Source organism: Rahnella sp. GSA61A (assembly GCF_019969905.1).
Taxonomy (GTDB): Bacteria; Pseudomonadota; Gammaproteobacteria; order Enterobacterales; family Enterobacteriaceae; genus Rahnella; species Rahnella aceris.
On sequence record NZ_JAHXYO010000007.1, the window covers coordinates 220,795 to 241,686 of the forward strand.

17 protein-coding genes, 1 tRNA gene, 2 rRNA genes and 1 pseudogene are annotated in these 20,892 nt (G+C 50.5%); 8 read left to right on the plus strand and 13 right to left on the minus strand.

What is annotated here, in order from left to right; all coding sequences use genetic code 11:
- Nucleotides 1-3: 3 nt before the first annotated feature.
- The 5 genes and pseudogenes from LC431_RS11930 to LC431_RS11950 form a co-directional block, all read right to left on the minus strand.
- Entirely contained in the window at nucleotides 4-762 is a 759-nt protein-coding gene (locus tag LC431_RS11930; protein ID WP_060435769.1) for a DUF2786 domain-containing protein, read from the minus strand.
- Complete coding sequence (locus LC431_RS11935) at nucleotides 746-997, minus strand: TraR/DksA C4-type zinc finger protein (RefSeq protein WP_072270529.1); 252 nt, start codon at nucleotides 995-997, stop codon at nucleotides 746-748. The genes LC431_RS11930 and LC431_RS11935 overlap by 17 nt, the downstream gene beginning before the upstream one ends.
- Nucleotides 987-2,723, minus strand: coding sequence for a ParB family protein (locus LC431_RS11940; protein WP_223509890.1), 1,737 nt, complete (start codon nucleotides 2,721-2,723; stop codon nucleotides 987-989). The genes LC431_RS11935 and LC431_RS11940 overlap by 11 nt, the downstream gene beginning before the upstream one ends.
- Nucleotides 2,720-4,090 carry an SPI-7-type island replicative DNA helicase gene (gene dnaB-PI, locus LC431_RS11945; RefSeq protein ID WP_223509891.1) on the minus strand — a complete coding sequence of 457 codons (1,371 nt, stop codon included), beginning with the start codon at nucleotides 4,088-4,090 and terminating at the stop codon, nucleotides 2,720-2,722. Before dnaB-PI ends, LC431_RS11940 begins: the two co-directional genes overlap by 4 nt.
- Nucleotides 4,063-4,964, minus strand: a pseudogene (locus LC431_RS11950) (ParA family protein). Before LC431_RS11950 ends, dnaB-PI begins: the two are co-directional and overlap by 28 nt.
- Nucleotides 4,965-5,313: 349 nt before the next feature.
- Between LC431_RS11950 and LC431_RS11955 the strand changes: the two are divergent.
- The 5 genes from LC431_RS11955 (at nucleotide 5,314) to LC431_RS11975 (ending at nucleotide 10,580) form a co-directional block, all read left to right on the plus strand.
- A complete protein-coding gene (locus LC431_RS11955; protein ID WP_126124598.1) occupies nucleotides 5,314-6,474 on the plus strand; it encodes a mandelate racemase/muconate lactonizing enzyme family protein in 1,161 nt (386 codons plus the stop codon).
- Nucleotides 6,467-7,783, plus strand: a complete 1,317-nt coding sequence (locus LC431_RS11960; protein ID WP_223509893.1) for an MFS transporter — start codon at nucleotides 6,467-6,469, stop codon at nucleotides 7,781-7,783. The genes LC431_RS11955 and LC431_RS11960 overlap by 8 nt, the downstream gene beginning before the upstream one ends.
- 91 nt (nucleotides 7,784-7,874) lie before the next feature.
- Entirely contained in the window at nucleotides 7,875-8,903 is a 1,029-nt protein-coding gene (locus tag LC431_RS11965; protein ID WP_112197558.1) for a S66 peptidase family protein, read from the plus strand.
- A gap of 254 nt (nucleotides 8,904-9,157) precedes the next feature.
- A complete protein-coding gene (locus LC431_RS11970) occupies nucleotides 9,158-10,033 on the plus strand; it encodes a winged helix-turn-helix domain-containing protein (protein WP_223509895.1) in 876 nt (291 codons plus the stop codon).
- Nucleotides 10,023-10,580 (plus strand): FidL-like protein, encoded by a 558-nt coding sequence (locus LC431_RS11975; RefSeq protein ID WP_013573729.1) that lies wholly within the window; start codon nucleotides 10,023-10,025, stop codon nucleotides 10,578-10,580. Before LC431_RS11970 ends, LC431_RS11975 begins: the two co-directional genes overlap by 11 nt.
- Nucleotides 10,581-10,604: 24 nt before the next feature.
- Here LC431_RS11975 and LC431_RS11980 read toward each other — a convergent pair whose 3' ends face one another.
- The 5 genes from LC431_RS11980 to LC431_RS12000 all read right to left on the minus strand — a co-directional run bounded on the left by LC431_RS11980 (nucleotide 10,605) and on the right by LC431_RS12000 (nucleotide 15,851).
- Nucleotides 10,605-10,877 carry a helix-turn-helix domain-containing protein gene (locus LC431_RS11980; RefSeq protein ID WP_013573728.1) on the minus strand — a complete coding sequence of 91 codons (273 nt, stop codon included), beginning with the start codon at nucleotides 10,875-10,877 and terminating at the stop codon, nucleotides 10,605-10,607.
- Between the two features lie 27 nt (nucleotides 10,878-10,904).
- Complete coding sequence (locus tag LC431_RS11985) at nucleotides 10,905-11,876, minus strand: fimbrial protein (RefSeq protein WP_013573727.1); 972 nt, start codon at nucleotides 11,874-11,876, stop codon at nucleotides 10,905-10,907.
- 9 nt (nucleotides 11,877-11,885) lie between these two features.
- Complete coding sequence (locus LC431_RS11990) at nucleotides 11,886-12,623, minus strand: molecular chaperone (RefSeq protein WP_014411545.1); 738 nt, start codon at nucleotides 12,621-12,623, stop codon at nucleotides 11,886-11,888.
- A gap of 46 nt (nucleotides 12,624-12,669) precedes the next feature.
- On the minus strand, nucleotides 12,670-15,171 hold the full coding sequence (locus LC431_RS11995) for a fimbria/pilus outer membrane usher protein (RefSeq protein ID WP_153376571.1): 2,502 nt from the start codon (nucleotides 15,169-15,171) through the stop codon (nucleotides 12,670-12,672).
- Nucleotides 15,172-15,272: 101 nt separating this feature from the next.
- A complete protein-coding gene (locus LC431_RS12000) occupies nucleotides 15,273-15,851 on the minus strand; it encodes a fimbrial protein (protein ID WP_014411543.1) in 579 nt (192 codons plus the stop codon).
- A 515-nt stretch (nucleotides 15,852-16,366) separates the two neighbouring features.
- Between LC431_RS12000 and acs the strand changes: the two genes are divergently transcribed.
- From acs to actP, 3 genes are read left to right on the plus strand one after another with little or no spacing between them, the layout of a single operon-like run.
- Nucleotides 16,367-18,328 carry an acetate--CoA ligase gene (gene acs / locus LC431_RS12005; RefSeq protein ID WP_037034316.1) on the plus strand — a complete coding sequence of 654 codons (1,962 nt, stop codon included), beginning with the start codon at nucleotides 16,367-16,369 and terminating at the stop codon, nucleotides 18,326-18,328.
- A gap of 55 nt (nucleotides 18,329-18,383) precedes the next feature.
- Nucleotides 18,384-18,695 (plus strand): DUF485 domain-containing protein, encoded by a 312-nt coding sequence (locus LC431_RS12010; RefSeq protein ID WP_013573722.1) that lies wholly within the window; start codon nucleotides 18,384-18,386, stop codon nucleotides 18,693-18,695.
- 29 nt (nucleotides 18,696-18,724) lie between these two features.
- Nucleotides 18,725-20,359 carry a cation/acetate symporter ActP gene (gene actP, locus LC431_RS12015; RefSeq protein WP_370447459.1) on the plus strand — a complete coding sequence of 545 codons (1,635 nt, stop codon included), beginning with the start codon at nucleotides 18,725-18,727 and terminating at the stop codon, nucleotides 20,357-20,359.
- Nucleotides 20,360-20,494: 135 nt separating this feature from the next.
- Here actP and rrf (LC431_RS12020) read toward each other — a convergent pair.
- From rrf (LC431_RS12020) to rrf (LC431_RS12030), 3 genes are all read right to left on the minus strand, one after another.
- Nucleotides 20,495-20,610 (minus strand): 5S ribosomal RNA (gene rrf, locus LC431_RS12020).
- Between the two features lie 36 nt (nucleotides 20,611-20,646).
- A tRNA-Thr gene (locus LC431_RS12025) sits at nucleotides 20,647-20,722 on the minus strand.
- Between the two features lie 50 nt (nucleotides 20,723-20,772).
- Nucleotides 20,773-20,888 (minus strand): 5S ribosomal RNA (rrf, locus tag LC431_RS12030).
- Nucleotides 20,889-20,892: the final 4 nt, after the last annotated feature.

A 20,892-nucleotide genomic window follows, 5' to 3' on the forward strand; every position in this document is an offset into this window, starting at 1 on the left:
GCATTACTCATCATCTTTTCCTCCGATCACGGACAAGGCTTTCAACTGCGACGTCTGACCATTAAGCCCCTGACTCAGTTGGGCTTGCCGCCCGGCCATCCAGCCTGATTCGCGGGCTTTTGAGTCACCGCGGCAACTGCGTGCCTCCCTTACATTAAGCTCAGACAGCGCCTGATTTCCGCATCGCTGTGTCAGCCAGTTCCGCAAAACTCCCGATTCTTTCTCTGAGGGTTCAAACGACTCAAGAACGTTCCAAACTCCCACTACCCAACCCTCACGAAACTGGTCAGCCCGGTTTCGCTTTGTTTGTACCTTGAGCCGTTTAAGCCGGTAGGCTGAGTGCATGTGCAAATCAGTGGCCTCTCTGAGCTGGCGGGAGAGGACAGTGAACACGTACAACCCCACCTCAGGACGTTCATTCAGTCCATAAAAATGCAGTGAACGCCGGCGGCGGGACTGGCCGGTTCGGGTGGCGGAGTTATGCCAGCTAAACCAGCAACGGCACCCCGTGGCCATACATACCACGGCAGCCAGTGCATTCAGCCACCCCGGGATATTGATGGCATCGGAATAAATTTGATAACTGACCGCTTCCTGGACGTCGCCGAATACTAGATCCTGCGGTGAGAGGTTGTGTCGCTGCATAAGAATCTGTGCAAGACGCACAGCGCGCGCGGCCTCATAAGCGTTGTTATTGCGAGTTCCTAAAGCCATAAGCTTACGGATACGGCGCAAGAGCTTTTCATTATCTCCGGCTGTCATAGCGTTTCCCCGTACCAATGTGCTGATAATGTTCCCGGACTTCCTGACAGCCGATGCAAAAACGGACGCCACGAACCGCCTGACGGCGCGCTTCCGGGATGGCTGCTCCACAGTCCTCACAAAAGTGATGTGACGGTTTATCAGAACGGACTTCGTCAAGAATAAGACTCAGACTTGCCCTGAGCTGCTGCTCCGTGACTGCCTGTGCCATTTCATCATTGAGATCAAAGGTCATGGGAACCTCCCTTCGCTGCATCACGCTGTAACTCACGCAGGCGACGTAAAACGCGGATCAGGCGCATAACTTTAACGACGTGCTGATCGGCAAAAACGGGCTGGTCGCTGATAACCGGTGAGCCGAAAAAATTCAGGCAGAACATAAACATATTGAAGGGCTGCTTCGGAAGATTACCCGTCATGCCCGCCAGGAACAGGACGAACTCATTGCTGCTCTGTTCGGAAGCGTTGTAACCCGCTGATTGATTAGATTTATCTTCATAAATGCTCTCTTCACATCCCATAGCCTCTGCGAGTTCAAAGGCCAGACGGTAGGCCATGTCCTGCAGGTGCTCGATATCATCCTGTAGTACCGGGATGTGCCAGATATCAGTGACCGGCTCAAGCCCCGTCGCGGCAAAAGCAACAGATGACTCATGAACCACCGACTGAGCAGACTCATCAGATGACTCCGACAACGCGGAAAACAAACTAATATCATTAAATGCTGATTGCCCACTCGGCTCACCGCTGAGAACAGCTGGCCCACCATAAAGATCTGGCTGTGTCTCCGTTCGTTCCGCAGGGCGCAGCTGACTACCATCTGTAAGAGACTGCAAAGAAGCCGGTAATGTTGGAACCTCTACTTCAGCATTGTTATCCGGAGCTGGTTCAGGTCGGTTATGCGTTCCTGTCAGCGTGCCGGAGCGCAGCCCGGTTAAGTGCTTTTTATCATCAGGCTGCGGTGGGAACTGCCTCACTTCTTTTTCTTGTAATACTGATAGGGACGTATCCTGAACTGGGCTCATTACGGGCGGTGCAGGCGGTTCACCAAACATCTCTCGACGCTGCTGCTCTTTCGGGTCAAGCTCAATCAGCCAGCGGTCATAGTTCAGAGATGGGTGAGGTAATGCTTTGAGAAGCTCGCCAATGAGCTCATCGCGAAACATCTCAAAGGAGTACAGTTCTGGGTTATTGAACAAACAGCAGGTATTGGCGAAAACCTCATGAAAATCACGTTTAGCCGATACGTCAGGAGCGAATATTTTCCACGTTTTCTCAGCTGTCGAACGCAGACTAAGTAAAGGGGTTACCTGAGACCGACTTAGCCCTGAATCAAGAAGAATCGGCATAGAAGGGTATAAATAGGTCAGGGTATCTTCCATCCGGCTAATCCCTGAGAAATGTATCGGATAGCCCTGCTGATTAAGCAAATCGGAAAGCTCACGCAATGTGACACTCTTGCCGAGCTGTTCCTCCCAGATTGTCCGGGCTTTATGGATACCAAAGGCCTTTTCGATGTAGGTAAGATCACCGCGAACTTCGTTTTCAGCAAGATGCCCAATCACGCACTGGAGACGTCCAGGCCATGGCTTAACAATGGTCTGGATTCGATAGAAACGATCGTCCCCTGTCTCCTGCCAGAGTTCGCAAAGGATCTGATAACGGGTGTTCCCACCATCGCTGAAGATATACACATCTTCACCATCCGGATCGCGCGTTACTTTGGGAATAGAGTCCAATCCACGCGAGCGAATAGAGGTTTTGATATCATCGAAACGGGGGTTGCGCGACGTGCGCGGATTATCAGGATTTGGACGCAACTGATCTAATGTAAGCACCATCGGCATTTCACTAAGAGGAAGAACTGATGGTGAAACGTTATCGCCTGTAGTGAGCTGTGACGGTGATTTACCGCGCTGTAGCATGGCATCAGAAAGATTAATTTTTGTGAACTTGCTCATCGGTAAACTCCTCCTTGTAAGGCAGGAGCTCGAAGAGACTCAAAACGGGTAAAGCGGCTGTCAAAACGGAGTGTGACCATCCCAATAGGTCCCTGCCTCTGCTTTCCAATGATCACTTCAGCCAGCCCTTTGTCTTCTGTGTCGGGGTTATAGACCTCATCGCGATAAATAAACATGATAACGTCAGCATCCTGCTCCAGCGCGCCGGAGTCACGTAGATCACCGTTGTTTGGTCGTTTGTCTGCACGGGATTCAAGAGAGCGGTTGAGCTGGGAGAGAGCCAAAACCGGGCACTTCATTTCTTTCGCCAGCGCCTTAAGAGAACGTGAGATTTCGGCGATTTCCTGCGTACGATTCTCCTGATCGGGGCACCGCATCAGTTGTAAGTAATCGAGCATAATCAGTGAAGGTTTACCGTACTTACGCGCACTGCGACGTGCGCGAATTCGAAGCATCGACGGCGTCAAATAGCTGGTATCGTCAATGATCAGCCTATCCCGCCAGTCATTAGCGATTAGGCCAGCAACATGACTTATCCGAGCCCAATCCTCATCCTCCAGCAGTCCACTTTTGAGGCGTTGAAGCTCTACATTGCCCAATGAGGAAATCATGCGCATGAGAAGCTGTTCAGTCGGCTGCTCGAGACTATAAACCTGAACGATACTTTCCTTATGTTGCTCAAGAGCGCCCGTCACCATGCCCATTGCCAACGCCGTTTTACCCATCGATGGGCGTGCAGCCAGCAACACAAGATCACTGTCCTGAAGCCCGCATGTGCGAGTATCAAGATCGTCATAACCTGTTGGTGTTCCGGTTATCCCGTTACCTGACTGATTACGCATTTCCAAATCGCTGATAAGTCGCTCTAACCCTTCGATTACGGAGGTACCTTTTTCAGGCTCTGCTTTTTCAGCGATATCAATGATCCGTTTTTCAGCCTGCTCGAGGATGCAAGAGATATCTGCACGGGGTGCAGCGACATCCCGACTCAGATCGTTACCCAAAGCAGCAAGCTGTCGCGCTCTGCTATAACGCGCAACAATTTCGCTGTACGCGACAATATTGGCCGCGCTTGGCGTGTTTTTACTGAGCGTTGCTGCGTAACCAAACCCTCCCACTGTCTCCAGCGTTTTTTGCTGATCAAGCGTGTCTGTCAGAGTGATAAGATCAATTGGTTTGCCAGCATCAATCAGGCGCTTCATTTCACGAAAATATGTCTGATGCGTCCTACTGAAAAAATCATCTGCGGTAAGGACAAGTGCAACGTCATCCCAACGATCGTTATCGAGCATTAAACCACCCAGCACGCCCTGCTCCGCTTCAACAGAAACCAGTCCATTCAAGGCTTCCATGTTGGATTCAGCCATGTTTCGCCTCCATTTCTTTCAAGGCGATGCGGTCGAACTGCGGTTTCCATTCAGGGAAAAGTTCGCTTGCAAGGTTGTACATCGTGGCGAACGCAGAGTCGCTTACTCGGCCGGTTTTCTTTTCCAGGCGATGGGCAGGCTGACCAGCTGCGTGACCTTCAACATAAATTTCGAGGTCATAAATGAAGGTGCTGAGCAGCGAGACTTTGATTTGTTCGCTGTGCGCGCTATACCGGCCATCATTGATGATCTCTTCAAGTTGCTGGTAAGTATCACGAGCAAGGCGGGTGTACTTCATACAGTTAATGAGGATGCGTATTTCTGGGAGTTTCAGACCTAGGGCTGAAAAAGGCAGCAAGTTTTCCATCATATTGATGGTCCCGCGAATGAATTCCCTTACATCAGGAAGTACGGGTTTTACGACACCCACGGCCGTTCGCGTTGCTGCCAGAACAATCAGTTCCAACATGATTGAACGGGCCCCCTGAGAATCGACGATGATGACATCGTATGACTGGAAAAGAGGGTGCTGAAGAACGTTACGTAAGCGTAAACGACCATCAGGAGCGTGAAGCATGGCAGTCGGAAGCTGAGCGTGAGGGTCGTTTGAAATAATGATGTCTAGCCCGCTGATGACGCTGTGGGATATGAGACTCGAAGGTTGGTTTAGATCTGCAGTCTGCATGAGCAATTCATACAAACCTTTGGGGGCTTCATAGGAAAGAGAGAAAATGCTACTCGCAGTTGGCTGAGCATAGTCTCCATCGATAAGAAGGACTTTTAAACCTGCATCGGCTAGAAAGCCGGCAAGATTAGCGGCCTGAGTTGATTTACCTTCCCCACCCTTGGTAGAAATCACTGGTATAACATGCATTTAGGCACCTGATAATTATCTCAGGATGCGAATTTACATATATACCACAATCACTTATGAAATCTAACAACTCGACACAGGGATTGAAAATCCCTGTGTCCTTGGTTCGATTCCGAGTCCGGGCACCATATTTAAAGAAACCCGCCTATGGCGGGTTTTTTGCTTTTTAAATCTTGCGTATTTACCCTTTCGTGATTCACTTCTCATCCCTTCATTCATTTGCACAAAACTCCCGTTCAATTCTGCTTAAAAGTTAGGCCAACGTCCGTTAACGGTCATATCCCTGCGTTTTAGACTGATTCCTTAGCCTGATCAGTTTCCTCAAGGCCCTATAAAACAGGAATGTCTCATGAAAATAACCAAAATTGAGGTATTGCGCGTTGCGATTCCATTCAGCAGCGACAGGGATAAAACACCAGAGATACAGGCGGATGCCTATAACGCGGCATCTCCCGAACTCACCAGAATGGAAACACTACTGATCAAAATCACGACCGACAGCGGCTTACACGGCTGGGGGGAAGGTTTCGGTCATCTTTGTAATCCGCTCACCGAAACCGCGATGAACGGTTTAGTCGGGCGATTTTTTCTCGGCCAAACCTGCCCGGAAAGTCCTGAGGAAATTGCTGCACTGATGCAGCAGGCCGAGGTGAACTTTCATGCTTTCGGGCGCACCGGTCCCGTGATGTTTGCCCTTTCAGCTGTGGATATTGCGCTATGGGATTTGCTGGCGAAAGCATGGAAGCAGCCGCTTTGGCAATTGCTGGGGGCGAAACGTCAAAAAATCGGGGTTTACGCCAGCCTGGTCAGTTATGGCAATCATCCTGAACGTGTGGCGGCAAAAGTGCTGAGTACCTGGCAGGCGGGATTCCGCGCCATAAAATTGCATGAAACGGCTTATCCGGCCATTGCCGCCGCCAGAGAAATACTGCCTGCCGATGCTGAACTGATGGTTGATGTGAACTGTCCGTGGAACGTGGCAGAAGCCTCGCAACAGGCGCAGGCTTTACGTTCTCTGAATCTGGGATGGCTGGAAGAACCGGTCTGGCCACCGGATGATTTAGCCGGTCTGGCGGAAGTGCGAAAACAAGGAACCCGTATTGCCGCAGGCGAGAATGCAGCAGGTGTTCAGGGCTTTGTGGAGCATTTCGAACACGGCGCGATTGACGTCGCACAACCCAGCGTCAGTAAAGTCGGCGGGATCACCGCCATGCTGAAAGTGTTTGCGCTGGCGAAGCAATACCACATCCGCGTTGTTCCGCACTGTTTTTATTACGGTGCCGGCCTGATGGCCACCGCCCAACTGGTCGCTACGCTCGACGACAGCGTGAGTCTGGAAGTGCCTTACATTCAGTGGCAGGAAACGCTTTATTCACAACTGAATTTTGAACCGCATATGCTGTTGCCGGATACGCCGGGGCTAGGTTTTGAGCCATCACTTTCCATCATCCAGAAGTACCTCATCAGCTCGAAAACCCTTTCTCTGACCGCGGAGGCCGCACATGCGTAAATCCAATTATCGGGTGGTCATCGCCCTGCTGCTGTTCTTTGCCGGCATGCTCAATTATCTCGACCGCGCGGCGTTATCGGTGATGGCGCCACTGATCAAAGGCGACCTGCATATCAATGATGCCCAGATGGGGATTTTGTTCAGCGCCTTCTTTATTGGCTACTGCCTGTTTTGCTTTATTGGCGGGTGGAGTGCAGACAAGTTTGGCCCGCGAAAAGTCTTCGCCTTCGCTGCTGCGTTCTGGTCCGTATTTTGCGGCGCAACAGCACTGGTCACCGGTTTCGCGCATTTACTGGTCGTGCGCGTCATGTTTGGTATCGGCGAAGGCCCGATGGGCACCACCACCAACAAATCAATTTCCAACTGGTTTCCGCGCAAGGAAGTCGGCCGCGCGGTCGGCTTCACCAATGCGGGGCAGCCACTGGGGGCCGCCATCGCCGCGCCGATTGTCGGGCTGGTCGGGTTGCATTTCGGCTGGCGCATCGCCTTCGTGGTGATTGCTGCACTGGGCTTTGTCTGGCTGGCGGCATGGATGACCTTTTTCCGCGATAAGCCAGAACAGCATCCGCGGGTCTCAGAGGAAGAAAAACGTCTGATTGCCAGCGACCGCCCGGCGACACCGGTGACAAACGGCGCCAGAGGAAATGATGCGCACAGCTTGTGGTATTACGTTTTTTCCAAACCGGTGCTGGGGGTGGCTGCAGCCTTTTTCTGCTTCAACTACATTCAGTATTTCTTCCTGTCATGGCTGCCAAGCTATCTCACTGACTTCCAGCATCTCGACATTAAGAGCATGAGCATTATCGGTATTCTGCCCTGGCTGGGCGCCACCGCCGGCTTTATTGGCGGCGGGATTGTCGCCGATATTCTCTACCGTCGTAGCGGTAATTTCCTCTTCTCACGCAAAGCGGTGATTTTCGCCGGTCTGATTATTGCTGCCGGTTGTGTGCTGATGACGGCTTATACCCGCAACACCGCAGGCGCCGTGGCGCTGATTACCGTCGCCAGTATTTTTGCTTATATGACGCCACAGGCGTGCTGGTCATTGTTGCAGGATATCGTTCCGGCGCACCGTATCGGGACCGCAGGCGGTTTCGTGCATTTACTGGCGAATCTGGCCGGGATTTTATCCCCGAGCATTACCGGATTTTTAATCCAGTACGGCGGGGGATATCAGTCAGCCTTCATCCTCTCAAGTGGCCTGGCGATCGTCGGTGTGATTGCAATGGCTATTCTGGTACGCCAGAACAAAGTGAATGAATTGTTTGGCAAAAAAGCGCCAGCGGAAGAAATCGCCGCCGGTCATTAATCCTCCGGTGTATCCTGTAAGGCCCCTGTTCAACCTGCAATTGAATTGATACATTGCAGGTTGAACATTGAGCAGATTTATAGGATGTAAAATGCCCTCGTCAGAACTTTCGCTGTTCCCCCCTGCATTGAAAACCGGCGATACCATTGGTTTTTTCTCTGCGTCATCACCGGTGACTGCCACCGCCCCTAACCGTTATCTGCGCGGGAAGAAATTCCTTGAAGATAAAGGATTTGTGCTGAAAGCCGGCACAATGACCGGACAATATGATCACTATCGCTCCGGCTCCATTCAGGCACGTGCCGAAGAACTGAATCAGTTGATCCGTGATCCGCAGGTGCGTTGTGTAATGTCGTCGATAGGCGGTAACAACACTAACTCCCTGCTGCCTTATCTGGATTACGATGCGCTGCGTACTGATCCGAAAATCATCATCGGGTATTCCGACACGACCGCATTGCTGGCCGGGATTTATGCGCAAACAGGATTGATCACCTTTTACGGTCCGGCGCTGGTGGCTTCTTTCGGCGAATTTCCGCCGCTGGTTGATGAAACCTACGCGTCTTTTGCTGACATCCTGATGACCCGCCGCTCTGAGCCTTATCGCTATGCTTTACCGCAGCACTGGACGGACGAAAAACTCAACTGGAATGATGTCACGCCGGTCAGGGCGAAAACGTTGTACGCCAATACCTGCCGCTTTCGCGGCAAGGGACGCATCGAGGGGCGCGTCATCGGCGGAAATCTGAATACGTTGTCTGGCATCTGGGGCAGCCCTTATATGCCGGAAATCCGTCAGGGCGATATTTTGTTTATCGAAGACAGCTTGCACAATATCGCGACCATCGAGCGCTCTTTCTCAATGCTGAAACTGAACGGAATTTTCGACCGTGTGAGCGCTATTCTGCTCGGCAAACACGAATTGTTCGATAATGCGGGGACAGGAAGGCAACCGGCGGATGTGCTGCTGGAAGTGCTGAACGGACAAGACATTCCGCTGGTTGATGGCTTCGACTGCTGCCATACCCATCCGATGTTAACGCTTCCTCTGGGTGCCCGTATTGCTGTCGACTTCTCTCAGCAGCACATCGACATTGTCGGCCCGTATCTGCAGCAATAAATCAAAAATCACGTACTACTAAAAATCCGTACGTGATTTATATGCTTTTCCCCCCACGCTTTCCGCCATTACATTTCGAACGACTGCTCTGTAAACATTTACGACAGAAATCTGTTTTTGAAATAGAACGGTTTATACTGACTGACCTGATGCGTGAGATATAAATCAAGAATGCGCGCCGGGTGCGCATTGTTCTCATTGCATGAAGCATGTGTGGAGGCAGGATATTCTTAACAGGGAGGCGTGAAATGCACATGAATTATCTGATTGAAAATCTAATAGTCTTCAACCCTGAAGATAACACACTTTCATTAGCGGGTGATTCAGAAAACAAGATCGCCATTTCTAATCCTGCGCGCAGGATATTATTATTGTTAATAGAACAACAGGGTATCGTTGTTGAGCGTGAAATATTTTTTAAAAAAGTTTGGGATGACTACGGACTGATAGCAAGTAATAATAATCTTAATCACTGCGTCAGCAAATTACGCAAAGTAGTGGTCACTTTGGGTTACCCTGATGAATTTATCGTTACCGTGCCCAAGGTCGGTTTTACTATCCGTAAAGAAATCATTATTGAACCTTACCTCATGCATGAACCTCCTGAGGAGAAAATTCAGGTTCACAACGTGCAGGTCAACAAAACACCGGAAAACCGGCTGACTGAAACAGAGCAAAAGGAAGAGAACATCGCGCCGACGGCAGCATCACTTCAGCTAAAAACGCAACCTGAAAAGAGGATAAAAAATCGCCCCTCTGGCTTTATGATAAGCCTGCTTGTGGCGGCAGTCTTGACTGTGTGGGCATTTTTCATTATGTACAACGATTTACAGGATCCGAAAACAGAGCTGAAAATTGCCAGGCTGGGTGCCTGTGATTTGTATTCAACCGCGCCCGTCATTTCGTCCCGTAAGCGCGAATTTATTCAACTGGCCGAGACATTTCTGCAAAAAAATAATATTACCTGCAAACCAGGAGATATTTTCATATTCCAAAGTGAGCGTTTTACCTCGCCCATCAATACTGGCTCAGTACGTGATTTTATGGCGCAGTGCATTACCGATGATAATTATAAAGCTAACATTTGCATAAGCTATTATACAAATGACAGGACCACGCATGTTCAGTGATAGAAAACGTATTTTTCAGGGAAAGAAGAGCATCCTCCTCCCGTTCATCCCGGCTGTATTTATATTACTCTTTACCCTGTATGGTTTTTTCGTCCAAAAGAACCGGGAAGCATTCCCTGTTAATATACCTTGCCGTGGAAATATGATCATAGAAGCACAATATGATAATCAAACCGCAAAACTGGTGGCCGCACTCTACTTCAGTTTTCTTGACAACCACAAAATTTTAGTTTCACTCAGTGGAACGGGTTATTTGTATGACAAAAATGGGATTGTTATTCAACGGAAAACATTGCTGAGAAACATTTATTATGACTATATTCACGTTAGCACAAACTCCAGTACGTATTCGCTCACCAGCAGTCAGATTAATATCGACAGTGTAGACAATATGGACTGGCAGATTTCGTCTCTCCTGCTGATAAACAGTTTTTTTCTGACCGGCCATACTGACACGCTGGTACTGAAGAAATACGATAACAGCACCCTGTTGATTGAAAGCAACCAGTCTCCGATTGCATTGTGTGTATTCAAAAAAAGTCTTTGAATACAAATACATTTAGCAACTCACTTATTTATAGTAGAGGTACAGATGAAACCCGCAAGCCTGGGCGTAACGCGACAAGGTACAAAAACTGGCCTGAGCCGGCCGCTTCTCAAGACGGGTAATCGCTGGTGGCGTGATGCCCAGCCGTCTGGCCAGTTCTGTCTTACTCAGTCCAGCATCTTCACGCAGGGTTTGCAGCAGGGCATGAATGTGAGTCTCTGCGATGAGCTCCGGTGCCTGGACCTTATAAACCGGTTCCTCGAGCGCCTGCGCCCGCAATTTTGCCGTTCTTAGCATAGCCTTCCTCCTTTCCTTAAGCCGTCGTCAGTAGTAGTTGATCTTGACGATCACGGATGCGTCAAACTGCCCGAGAGAAAGCGTTTTCCCCGGAATCGCACTCAGTTTTGCCGTAAAGTTTTTGGTGACTTCATTCACATTGTTCAGCTCAGCAAAGTCATCATAGCGGTTGAAAGTGATGGCTTTATCCTGGTCGTTATAGAGCATCAGCTTCGCGCCGTTGGACAGGTCAATCGCGGTGTTGTCCAGCAGTGGGCTGGCGGTGGAAAACTCCGCCTGCAGCGAGAAGTTGTCAAGGCACCCTTGTTTTACCGCTTTAATGGCAAACGGCAGTGAAACGCCGGACGATCGGGACAACGTGGTACTTTGAATCGCACCAAAATCGACAATCTGAGACTCAGGATAGACTTTCAGGTCAGAGCCACAGGCCAGAAAGCGGATCCCCTGTAATCCTGAAAGGTTGTATTTAAGATTTTTTGCGCCCGGCGTTTTGTTAATCCCGCGGCTGCCGTCAAGCTGGAAAACCGTAAACTGGTCGGCCCCCTGATAATGTCCGCTGGAAGGCGCATTTCCGCTGACTTTGATATACAGACGGAACGTGACATTCACCGTCACATTCTGACCTTTTTTGATCGGCGTACTGTTGGTACTCAGACGCTGTTCGTTCTGCTCCAGATCCTGCCCGTTGTAACTGACGCCCAGCAGCAACCCTTCACCAATCGACTGTGATTTGGGATTAAAGTAGAAATGCACCACATCAATGATCGAACCCAGCACATTGTCGCAATAGGCCGTGACATTGATGTCATTGGATTCCCAGACTTTCGTGCCTGCTGGCACGTTCGCCGGGATCGCCAGTTGCCCGACGGGAATAGCCGGTTTGTCCACAATACCGGTACCTTTTTCGACACAATCGAGCGCCAGTGCACTGCGGGAAAAAAACAACAGCAGCAGGAGAAATACCATCCGACCCGCCTGAAATCTGTCAATACCAGCCATCACCACTCCTTAGCGTTTTGCGTCTTTGCTGATGCGCTGACATTGTTGTGTCTGGCAGTTGTACTCGTTCACCTGCAAACCGCCGTAATCATCCATGTAACCCAGACTGTATTGCTGGCTAACGTACTGCTTGCCGGTGAGATTTTCGCTGGCGAACGGTGCGAGCATCACGCTGTCAAAACCAGGGATATTGCCTTTGTTGTCTTTGCCCAGATAGCCGACAGTGATATAAAACGGTGTCGGATTGGTCAGTTTTAGCCCATCACTGAGACGGGCAACCTGAAGCTGTTCCTGCCAGTGACCTTTCACCAGCTTCCTGAGCTCCACCGGACGGAAAAACAGCTTCACGCGGCTTTGGATCGCCACCTGCATCACGTTCGCCATGTCACTTTTTGGCGGCACTTCACGCACGTTAAAGTAAAACAGCGATTCGCGATCTTTCGGCAGACCGGCGGTTTCGGGTAACTGCAAAATGCGGATCTGGCTTTTCTGGCCAGCATCAATGCGCTGCATCGGCGGCAACGCCACCAGCGGAGAGGTGATTTTTTCGCCCTGCTCGTTCTCCAGCCAGACCTGCGCAAGATACGGTAGATCTTTGCTCTGGTTTTCCAGCATCACGCTGACGGATTTATCACTGGCGTTATAGATGATGCGTGTCCGGTCCAGATTGACGGCGGCGAAAGTCGGATAAGTCATGCCAATCATCAGCAGTAATGCTGCCCCAAAACGCAAAAAATACCTGTTCATCGGATTATTCCTTTCCTGATCTGCTTTGTTGAAAGCGTTTAAATTATTAAGTGCAGGGCAGCAATACCTGCCCTGAATATGTCACGGGCTGAGGTGGCACCTGGATCTGACATTGCTGCCCGTCTCCCCAGCGAACAGTCAGGGATTTCTCGCCGGATACTCCGGCCAGGTACGCCAGACCACTGTCGCCAATCAGGCCCGCTTCAAACCCGGAACTGTTGTCGGTAACGGCGGCGCCCAGCGGCGGGTGGCTGCCATCAGCGAGGCGTATTACCGCCATCAGACGTTCACCTTTAATGGCGCGGATTTTGCGAAAGCCTATTGCGCCTTCCGTCAGGGTTTTGCTGACCACCGAGCTGTAAACTTCCACGTCATCCGGCAAATTATTCACATCAACGCGGATATCGGAGGTCTGGTAGCTGGACACACCATTCACAACAGCAATGCCGTAATCGTTGGTCACTGACGCACCGTCGCTGATCGGAATGCCTTTCACGCCGGTTGATACCATCATGCGTGGCTCGCTGCCGGCGCTGCTCTGATGCAATGCTGCGCCTGCCGCTGTCGCAGTAAACGATCCGTACCAGTTGGCATTCACTGAGCGGTAATCGTTATTTTTCACGCTGCCGTTCGCACCGAACTGACCGTACGGCGACATATGCTGATAGTTGGCGCGGAACACACCGTTACCTTTTTGCAGATCCGGGCTGCTCCCGCCCGCGCCCACGCGCCAGCTATTGTTCGGATCCTGGCTGTTGTAATACGACGCCGTTTGCGAGTAACCACTTTGCGAATCCTGCTGCGCGTCGTAGCTGATCTGTTGCCCGGAAGACAACGGCAAACTGAGCGACAGAAACATCTGATTTTCATCGGTATCGCGGTAGTTCAGCTTGCTGGCGGAAAACGTCGCAGAAATGCCGGTAAAGCGGCCGATATCGAAAACCTTGCTGACCGACACGCTGTAATTGTTACTCGCACTCTCATTCCAGTAGACCTTGTGGGTAGCAGAGAGATAGAGCGTGATCGCCGGCCACGGCAGGTACTGATTTGCCGTCACGGTGTAGGTTTGTTTGTCATCGCGGGAATAACCGTCGCCGTTCACCTTGTCGAGGTACTGGCTGAACGACATAAACGTTTTTTCCGAGAAGCGGTATCCGGCAAACGTAATCTGACTGCCGGTCGAGTCAAACCGCTTGGAGTAGTTGGCGCGGTAACTCAGCCCGGTTTGTTTCCCTGCCACCGGTACGGTCGCCGAGGAACGCGTGACATCAAAAGATACGGCACCGAGTTTTTGCAGGTTTTGCCCGACGCCGATGGCCTGCGCCTGATAGTTACCGGTGGTGCTGATCAGACCGCCGTAAAGCGAGAAATCATTCAGCGCACCCCAGGACATTTCGCCGCTGTAAAAACCCGGCTGCAAGACGTGATTGCTGCTGCCGGTGGTCGGTTTGCCCATTGCGGTTTTGAAACGCACCTGGCCTTTGCGGGTCAGGAACGGAATGGTCGCGGTGGTCACCTGATAAGTCGTCACGCTGCCGTTTTCTTCTTCGATTTTGACATCCAGTGCGCCCTGTACCGCTTCGGTCAGATCCTGAACCACAAATGGGCCCGGTGACACGTTGGTCTGATAAATCACCCGCCCGTTCTGACTGATACTCACTTTGGCATTGGTTTTGGCGATGCCGGTGACTTGCGGCGCATAACCTCGCAGCGACGGAGGCAACATGCGCTGATCGCTGTTGAGTGAAACACCGAGAAAACGGAATGAATCGAAAATATCTGAGCTTAAATAGGTCTGCCCTCCGGTCAGGCGTGCGCCCACAGAAGGCAGCGCACGATACAGATAGGTTTGCGTCCAGGTGAATTTATCACTGGCGGGCGCGCCGGACGTGCGCGACGAAGAATACTGATAATCGGCACGGGCGCGCCACGGCCCGAGGTTAAAACCGGTAGTGCCGTAACTGCTGAAACTGGTGGTGCTGTCGCCGGACTGCGGCATGTATCGGCTGCCGAGCAGGTTGTAATCGAGCAATGCGCCGTTGACGCCATCATCCCACTGTGAGGGCGGCACCCAGTTTTGATCGTGAAAGGTCAGCCAGGCCTGGGGAATGCTGATATTCAGCGTTTGTTTTTCCTGATCGTAACGTGCGGTGACTTCCTGCTGCTGATCGAGAGATGTGCATTCACCGCGATGCCACAAAGTCAGCTTTTCGCGCGCGTCTTTAGTGAGTTCGAATTTATCCACCAGCACCGGCGGTAAACACAGGCGGCTATTTTTCTTATCCGCAGTGGGAATATAGTGAATCACGCTTTGTTCGCCGAACGTGCGGCCATTGAGCACCACATCCAGCAGGTATTCACCGGGCGCGATATAATCGGCTACCTGAAATCGTGACAGATCGACATTATTGCGATCGGCAGAATCAATGAAGTTAACGTTAAATTCTACTGCGAAGCTTCTGACTGAAATAAAGCATCCTGACAGAAGAAAAATAAACCACAGGACATTCTTGATTTCAGCCGATGTTCTATTCATCGCAAACGACATAATAAAATCACTTCTTACTAAAATAGTAATCCACACCAATCCCTGGCGCTGGCACAGCCAAAAAATAAAGGGGAGAAAACTCCCCTAAATAGCAGCGATATTTATTTGTAGTTCAGGGCATAAGTTGCCTGAGAAACGATCGTACCGGTTGAAACAGGCTGAGAATTGGCTTCCACGCGTGCGGCGAATACCAGCTCATTATTCCCTGTGACCAGGTTAATATCTTTAGAGGTGTCTCCCACTTTCAGCAGGTCACCGTTGGCGTCAATCAGGCGGATGCCTGCGCCTTTCGCGCTGCCGGTGTTGGCCAGTAGTTCAGCGGCGCTGCTGTCAGGCGTACCCGCAAAAGAAACGGCGACTTTGGACATAGCCGGATATTGAACAGTGCCCGCCGTCTGTGCGGTCAGGTCACAATCTTGCAAATGAATGGTGTAATTCACGTTTTGAGAGTATTTATTGCCGCTTTCGAGCACCTTATTCGCGACCTGCCCCATGTTTACATTAATGTCTTCATCACCTGCGGCAATTGAGCAAGGTGCGTTAATAACCGTCCCGGTGAAATGAATACGGCCTGAACCTTGATCAGCTCCTGTCGGAGGCGTTGTATCATCTGCAAAAGCTGATGCAGAAATACAGGCAGATAAAGCAATAACCAGTGTCTTTCTTTTGGCGTTAAACATAATAAGTCCTTGAGATTTAACGGTAGCTATTAAGCATTAAGCAGCTATTAAGCGATATTTTTCGCTGTACCGAAGAGAGCACCCCTCTCTTGCCAGATCAATATACTGATATTTTAAATTTAACGTTATAATAATTTGCCAATTGCAAATATTAAGAGTTTTACTCTCAGATTAATCTTTAAACATGCGATTTATGAAAGGAAATTAACTCAGAGGTTAAAATATCTGATATTAAATGTTCCGTAATAGATAAGAAAATTTCCACACCAAACCCTGAGTTAAGCTTTCTTTAACCAGATAATCACATTAAGAATCATATTTTTTAACTTTATCTCTTTCCCACTCTCTCCTGAACTTCCCAGACTTATGTGGACTGCTCCGCATGACGAATGAATATATCCTGCTGTTTTTTCTCCGCTTGCGTGATCTGTCCCCCAGAAAACAAACAAAGGCATACCGCAAACTACACCCAACCTTTTATTGACATATCATTAACAAATTAAAGGAGAAAAACCATGAGCCATGTTTATAAGCACCCTATTCCTGCCTCCATAGCAGAGCGTACCCTGATCACACCTGAGAAATATCAGCAGTATTATCAACAGTCTGTCGAAGATCCTGACGCATTTTGGGGTGAACAGGCCAAAGTGCTCGACTGGATTAAGCCTTTCACAAAAGTGAAAAACACTTCATTTGCGCCGGGGAATGTCGATATTCGCTGGTTTGAGGATGGCACTCTGAATCTTGCAGCTAACTGTCTGGATCGTCATTTAAGCGACAAAGGCGATCAGACCGCGCTGATTTGGGAAGGTGATGACCCGAAAGCCGAGAATAAACATGTCACCTACAAACAGCTTCATCATGATGTTTGTCAGTTTGCTAACGTCTTAAAGGGCCTGGGCGTTAAGAAAGGGGATGTTGTCGCTATTTACATGCCTATGGTACCGGAAGCGGCTGTCGCGATGCTGGCCTGTGCCCGTATCGGTGCTGTGCATTCCGTTATCTTCGCCGGTTTCTCCCCGGAAGCTGTTGCCGGTCGCATTATCGATTCCAATGCCAGACTGGTGATTACCGCCGACGAAGGTCTGCGCGCCGGACGTACCATTCCGCTGAAACAAAATGTGGATGATGCGCTGAAAAACCCGTCGGTCACCAGCATCACACATTCCATCATTTTCAAACGCACCGGCAAACAGGGGGAATGGAAAGAGGGTCGTGACATCTGGTGGCATGATGCAATTGAAGGCATTTCTGCAGATTGTCCGCCCGAAGAAATGAAAGCAGAAGATCCGCTTTTCATCCTTTATACCTCCGGCTCCACGGGTAAACCGAAAGGCGTATTGCATACCACGGGCGGTTATCTGGTCTATGCGGCCCTGACCTTCAAATACACCTTTGACTATCATGATGGCGATATCTACTGGTGTACGGCCGATGTCGGCTGGGTAACGGGCCACAGCTATTTGCTCTACGGCCCGCTGGCGTGCGGAGCCATCAGCCTGATGTTTGAAGGTGTACCAAATTATCCGACACCGGCCCGTATGGCGCAGGTTATTGATAAACACAAGGTAAATATCCTCTATACCGCACCTACGGCGATCCGCGCACTGATGGCTGAAGGGGATAAAGCCATTGAGGGCACCAGCCGTGCTTCACTGCGGATCATGGGGTCAGTTGGCGAACCGATTAACCCGGAAGCCTGGGAGTGGTACTACAGGACTATTGGTAACAGCCAGTGCCCGATTGTCGATACCTGGTGGCAAACCGAAACCGGCGGTTTCATGATAACCCCGCTGCCGGGTGCCACTGAGCTGAAAGCGGGTTCGGCAACGCGGCCGTTCTTCGGTGTTCAGCCTGCTCTGGTAGACAACGAAGGCGTTCCTCAGGAAGGAGCATGCGAAGGCAATCTGGTCATCACCGATTCTTGGCCGGGTCAGGCGCGTACACTGTTTGGTGACCATGAACGTTTCGAGCAGACCTATTTCTCCACGTTTAAAAATATGTACTTTAGCGGTGACGGTGCGCGTCGTGACGAAGACGGTTATTACTGGATAACAGGCCGTGTTGATGACGTGCTCAATATTTCCGGCCATCGCCTTGGGACGGCTGAAATTGAATCAGCATTAGTTTCTCACCCTAAAATTGCAGAAGCTGCCGTTGTGGGTATTCCGCATAACATTAAAGGTCAGGCTATTTACGCCTACATCACACTGAATCACGGCGAAGAACCGTCACCGGAACTCTATACCGAAGTACGCAACTGGGTGCGTAAAGAGATAGGGTCCATTGCCACGCCTGACATTCTTCACTGGACTGATTCGTTGCCAAAAACCCGTTCCGGCAAAATTATGCGTCGTATTCTGCGCAAAATTGCAGCCGGAGACACAAGCAATCTGGGAGATACCTCTACGCTGGCGGATCCGGGCGTAGTCGATAAATTGCTGGAAGAAAAACAATCAATGAAAGTGCCGTCGTAATTTTTCACCGCCCTGGCGCGGTGAACTCTATCAATGCCTCACAGGAGTCACTGAGATGAATGATCTCATTTATCAGAGAGTTGTAAGTAATCCGCGCTTCAGGGAACTGGTGCAAAAACGCAGTCGTTTTGCCTGGCTGCTGTCAGGCATCACGCTGGTTCTGTATGTCGCTTTCATTTTACTGATTGCGTTCGATCCACAGTGGCTGGGAACACCTCTCTATGACGGTGCCACCATCACCCGCGGCATTCCCGTGGGCGTGGGGCTGATCGTTATTTCCTTCGTGCTGACAGGAATTTACGTCATTCGCGCGAACGGCGAGTTTGACCGCCTGACGGCAGATATTATCCGCGAGGTGCAGCCATGATCGCACGTCGCGGCTCTCTTCTTTTACTGATGCTATCCCTCGCCTTCCCGTTCAGTTTGCTTGCTGCGGAGGGCATCGCCGGGGAAGTTAAACGTCAGCCTCTTAATATTGAAGCTATCGTAATGTTCGTGCTGTTTGTTGGCGCGACTTTATATATCACCTATTGGGCAGCAAAGCGTACACGGTCCCGCCAGGACTACTATACAGCTGGCGGCCGCATTACAGGCCTGCAAAACGGTATGGCAATTGCTGGCGATTTCATGTCTGCCGCTTCTTTCCTGGGTATCTCCGCACTGGTTTATACATCCGGTTATGATGGCCTGATCTATTCCATCGGTTTCCTGATCGGCTGGCCAATCATTTTGTTCCTGATTGCCGAACGCCTGCGTAATTTGGGGAAATATACCTTCGCAGATGTCGCGTCATACCGGTTGAAACAAAAACCAATCCGGCTGCTTTCAGCCTGCGGTTCGCTGGTGGTTGTTGCGCTTTATCTGATCGCACAAATGGTCGGTGCCGGTAAGTTAATCCAGCTATTGTTTGGGCTTAACTATCATGTCGCAGTGATCCTGGTTGGGATCCTGATGGTACTCTACGTGTTGTTTGGCGGAATGCTGGCGACGACCTGGGTACAAATCATCAAAGCTATCCTGTTGCTGGCCGGTGCGACATTCATGGCGATTATGGTCATGAGATCTGTCGGCTTCAACTTTAATACCCTCTTTACTCAGGCGGTCGCCGTCCACTCTAAAGGGATTGCAATCATGAGCCCGGGAGGACTGGTTTCAGATCCGATATCCGCTCTGTCTCTGGGGCTCGCACTGATGTTCGGTACCGCCGGTTTACCCCATATTCTGATGCGGTTCTTCACCGTCAATGATGCCAAAGAAGCCAGGAAAAGCGTGTTCTATGCTACTGGCTTTATCGGTTACTTCTACATTTTGACCTTCATTATCGGTTTCGGTGCTATTGTTCTGGTCAGCTCAAACCCGGCGTTTAAAGATGCCAGCGGTATATTACTCGGCGGTAATAATATGGCAGCCGTGCATTTAGCGGATGCGGTCGGTGGAAGCTTCTTCCTCGGATTTATCTCTGCCGTGGCTTTCGCAACAATCTTAGCGGTGGTCGCGGGCTTAACGTTGGCAGGAGCTTCGGCGGTCTCTCATGATCTGTATGCGAGCGTCATCAAGGACGGCAAAGCAACAGAACGTGATGAGTTAAGGGTTTCGAAGATCACCGTAGTTCTGCTTGGTATCGTCGCCATCGCGTTGGGTATTCTGTTTGAAAAACAGAATATTGCATTCATGGTTGGATTAGCGTTCTCCATTGCTGCGAGCTGCAATTTCCCCATTATTCTGCTCTCAATGTACTGGTCTAAACTGACAACGCGCGGGGCAATGATTGGCGGATGGCTCGGATTACTTACAGCAGTCATATTGATGATTCTCGGGCCAACTATCTGGGTCCAGATCTTAGGACATGCTAAGCCCATTTATCCTTACGAATACCCCGCGCTGTTCTCGATGATTGTTGCTTTTGCCGGTACCTGGTTCTTCTCGATTACAGATAACTCACTGGAAGGACAGAAAGAAAGGGAGCGTTTCTACCCTCAGTTTGTGCGGTCACAAACAGGGATCGGGATCTCGCAAAGCTCTAATCACTGATGAGTAGAGCGCAGAAATAGAAAAGGCCATCCTGAGGATGGCCTTTTGTTTGAATATTGCGTGCTTAATCGCTGATCCGTAGAACAAAAAGACAAAAGCCCTGCACATTGTGCAGGGCTTTTGTCTTTTTTTGATGCCTGGCAGTTCCCTACTCTCGCATGGGGAGACCCCACACTACCATCGGCGCTACGGCGTTTCACTTCTGAGTTCGGCATGGGGTCAGGTGGGACCACCGCGCTAGTGCCGCCAGGCAAATTCTGTAATTTACCGAACTCTACGCTTATTACTGGTGCTGATACCCAGAGTCGAACTGGGGACCTCACCCTTACCAAGGGTGCGCTCTACCAACTGAGCCATATCAGCACGCTAATTCTTATAACAATCCGCGTAAAAGCGAACTTTACTAATTTGATGCCTGGCAGTTCCCTACTCTCGCATGGGGAGACCCCACACTACCATCGGCGCTACGGCGTTTCACTTCTGAGTTCGGCATGGGGTCAGGTGGGACCACCGCGCTACTGCCGCCAGGCAAA

Coding starts and splice junctions, on each gene's coding strand:
- LC431_RS11960 (WP_223509893.1), top strand. CDS start 6,467: ATGCGTAAATCCAATTATCGGGTGGTCATCGCCCTGCTGCTGTTCTTT.
- acs (WP_037034316.1), top strand. CDS start 16,367: ATGAGCCATGTTTATAAGCACCCTATTCCTGCCTCCATAGCAGAGCGT.
- LC431_RS11995 (WP_153376571.1), bottom strand. CDS start 15,171: ATGTCGTTTGCGATGAATAGAACATCGGCTGAAATCAAGAATGTCCTG.
- actP (WP_370447459.1), top strand. CDS start 18,725: ATGCTATCCCTCGCCTTCCCGTTCAGTTTGCTTGCTGCGGAGGGCATC.
- LC431_RS11985 (WP_013573727.1), bottom strand. CDS start 11,876: ATGGCTGGTATTGACAGATTTCAGGCGGGTCGGATGGTATTTCTCCTG.
- LC431_RS11955 (WP_126124598.1), top strand. CDS start 5,314: ATGAAAATAACCAAAATTGAGGTATTGCGCGTTGCGATTCCATTCAGC.
- dnaB-PI (WP_223509891.1), bottom strand. CDS start 4,090: ATGGCTGAATCCAACATGGAAGCCTTGAATGGACTGGTTTCTGTTGAA.
- LC431_RS12000 (WP_014411543.1), bottom strand. CDS start 15,851: ATGTTTAACGCCAAAAGAAAGACACTGGTTATTGCTTTATCTGCCTGT.
- LC431_RS12010 (WP_013573722.1), top strand. CDS start 18,384: ATGAATGATCTCATTTATCAGAGAGTTGTAAGTAATCCGCGCTTCAGG.
- LC431_RS11970 (WP_223509895.1), top strand. CDS start 9,158: ATGAATTATCTGATTGAAAATCTAATAGTCTTCAACCCTGAAGATAAC.
- LC431_RS11975 (WP_013573729.1), top strand. CDS start 10,023: ATGTTCAGTGATAGAAAACGTATTTTTCAGGGAAAGAAGAGCATCCTC.
- LC431_RS11980 (WP_013573728.1), bottom strand. CDS start 10,877: ATGCTAAGAACGGCAAAATTGCGGGCGCAGGCGCTCGAGGAACCGGTT.
- LC431_RS11940 (WP_223509890.1), bottom strand. CDS start 2,723: ATGAGCAAGTTCACAAAAATTAATCTTTCTGATGCCATGCTACAGCGC.
- LC431_RS11935 (WP_072270529.1), bottom strand. CDS start 997: ATGACCTTTGATCTCAATGATGAAATGGCACAGGCAGTCACGGAGCAG.
- LC431_RS11990 (WP_014411545.1), bottom strand. CDS start 12,623: ATGAACAGGTATTTTTTGCGTTTTGGGGCAGCATTACTGCTGATGATT.
- LC431_RS11930 (WP_060435769.1), bottom strand. CDS start 762: ATGACAGCCGGAGATAATGAAAAGCTCTTGCGCCGTATCCGTAAGCTT.
- LC431_RS11965 (WP_112197558.1), top strand. CDS start 7,875: ATGCCCTCGTCAGAACTTTCGCTGTTCCCCCCTGCATTGAAAACCGGC.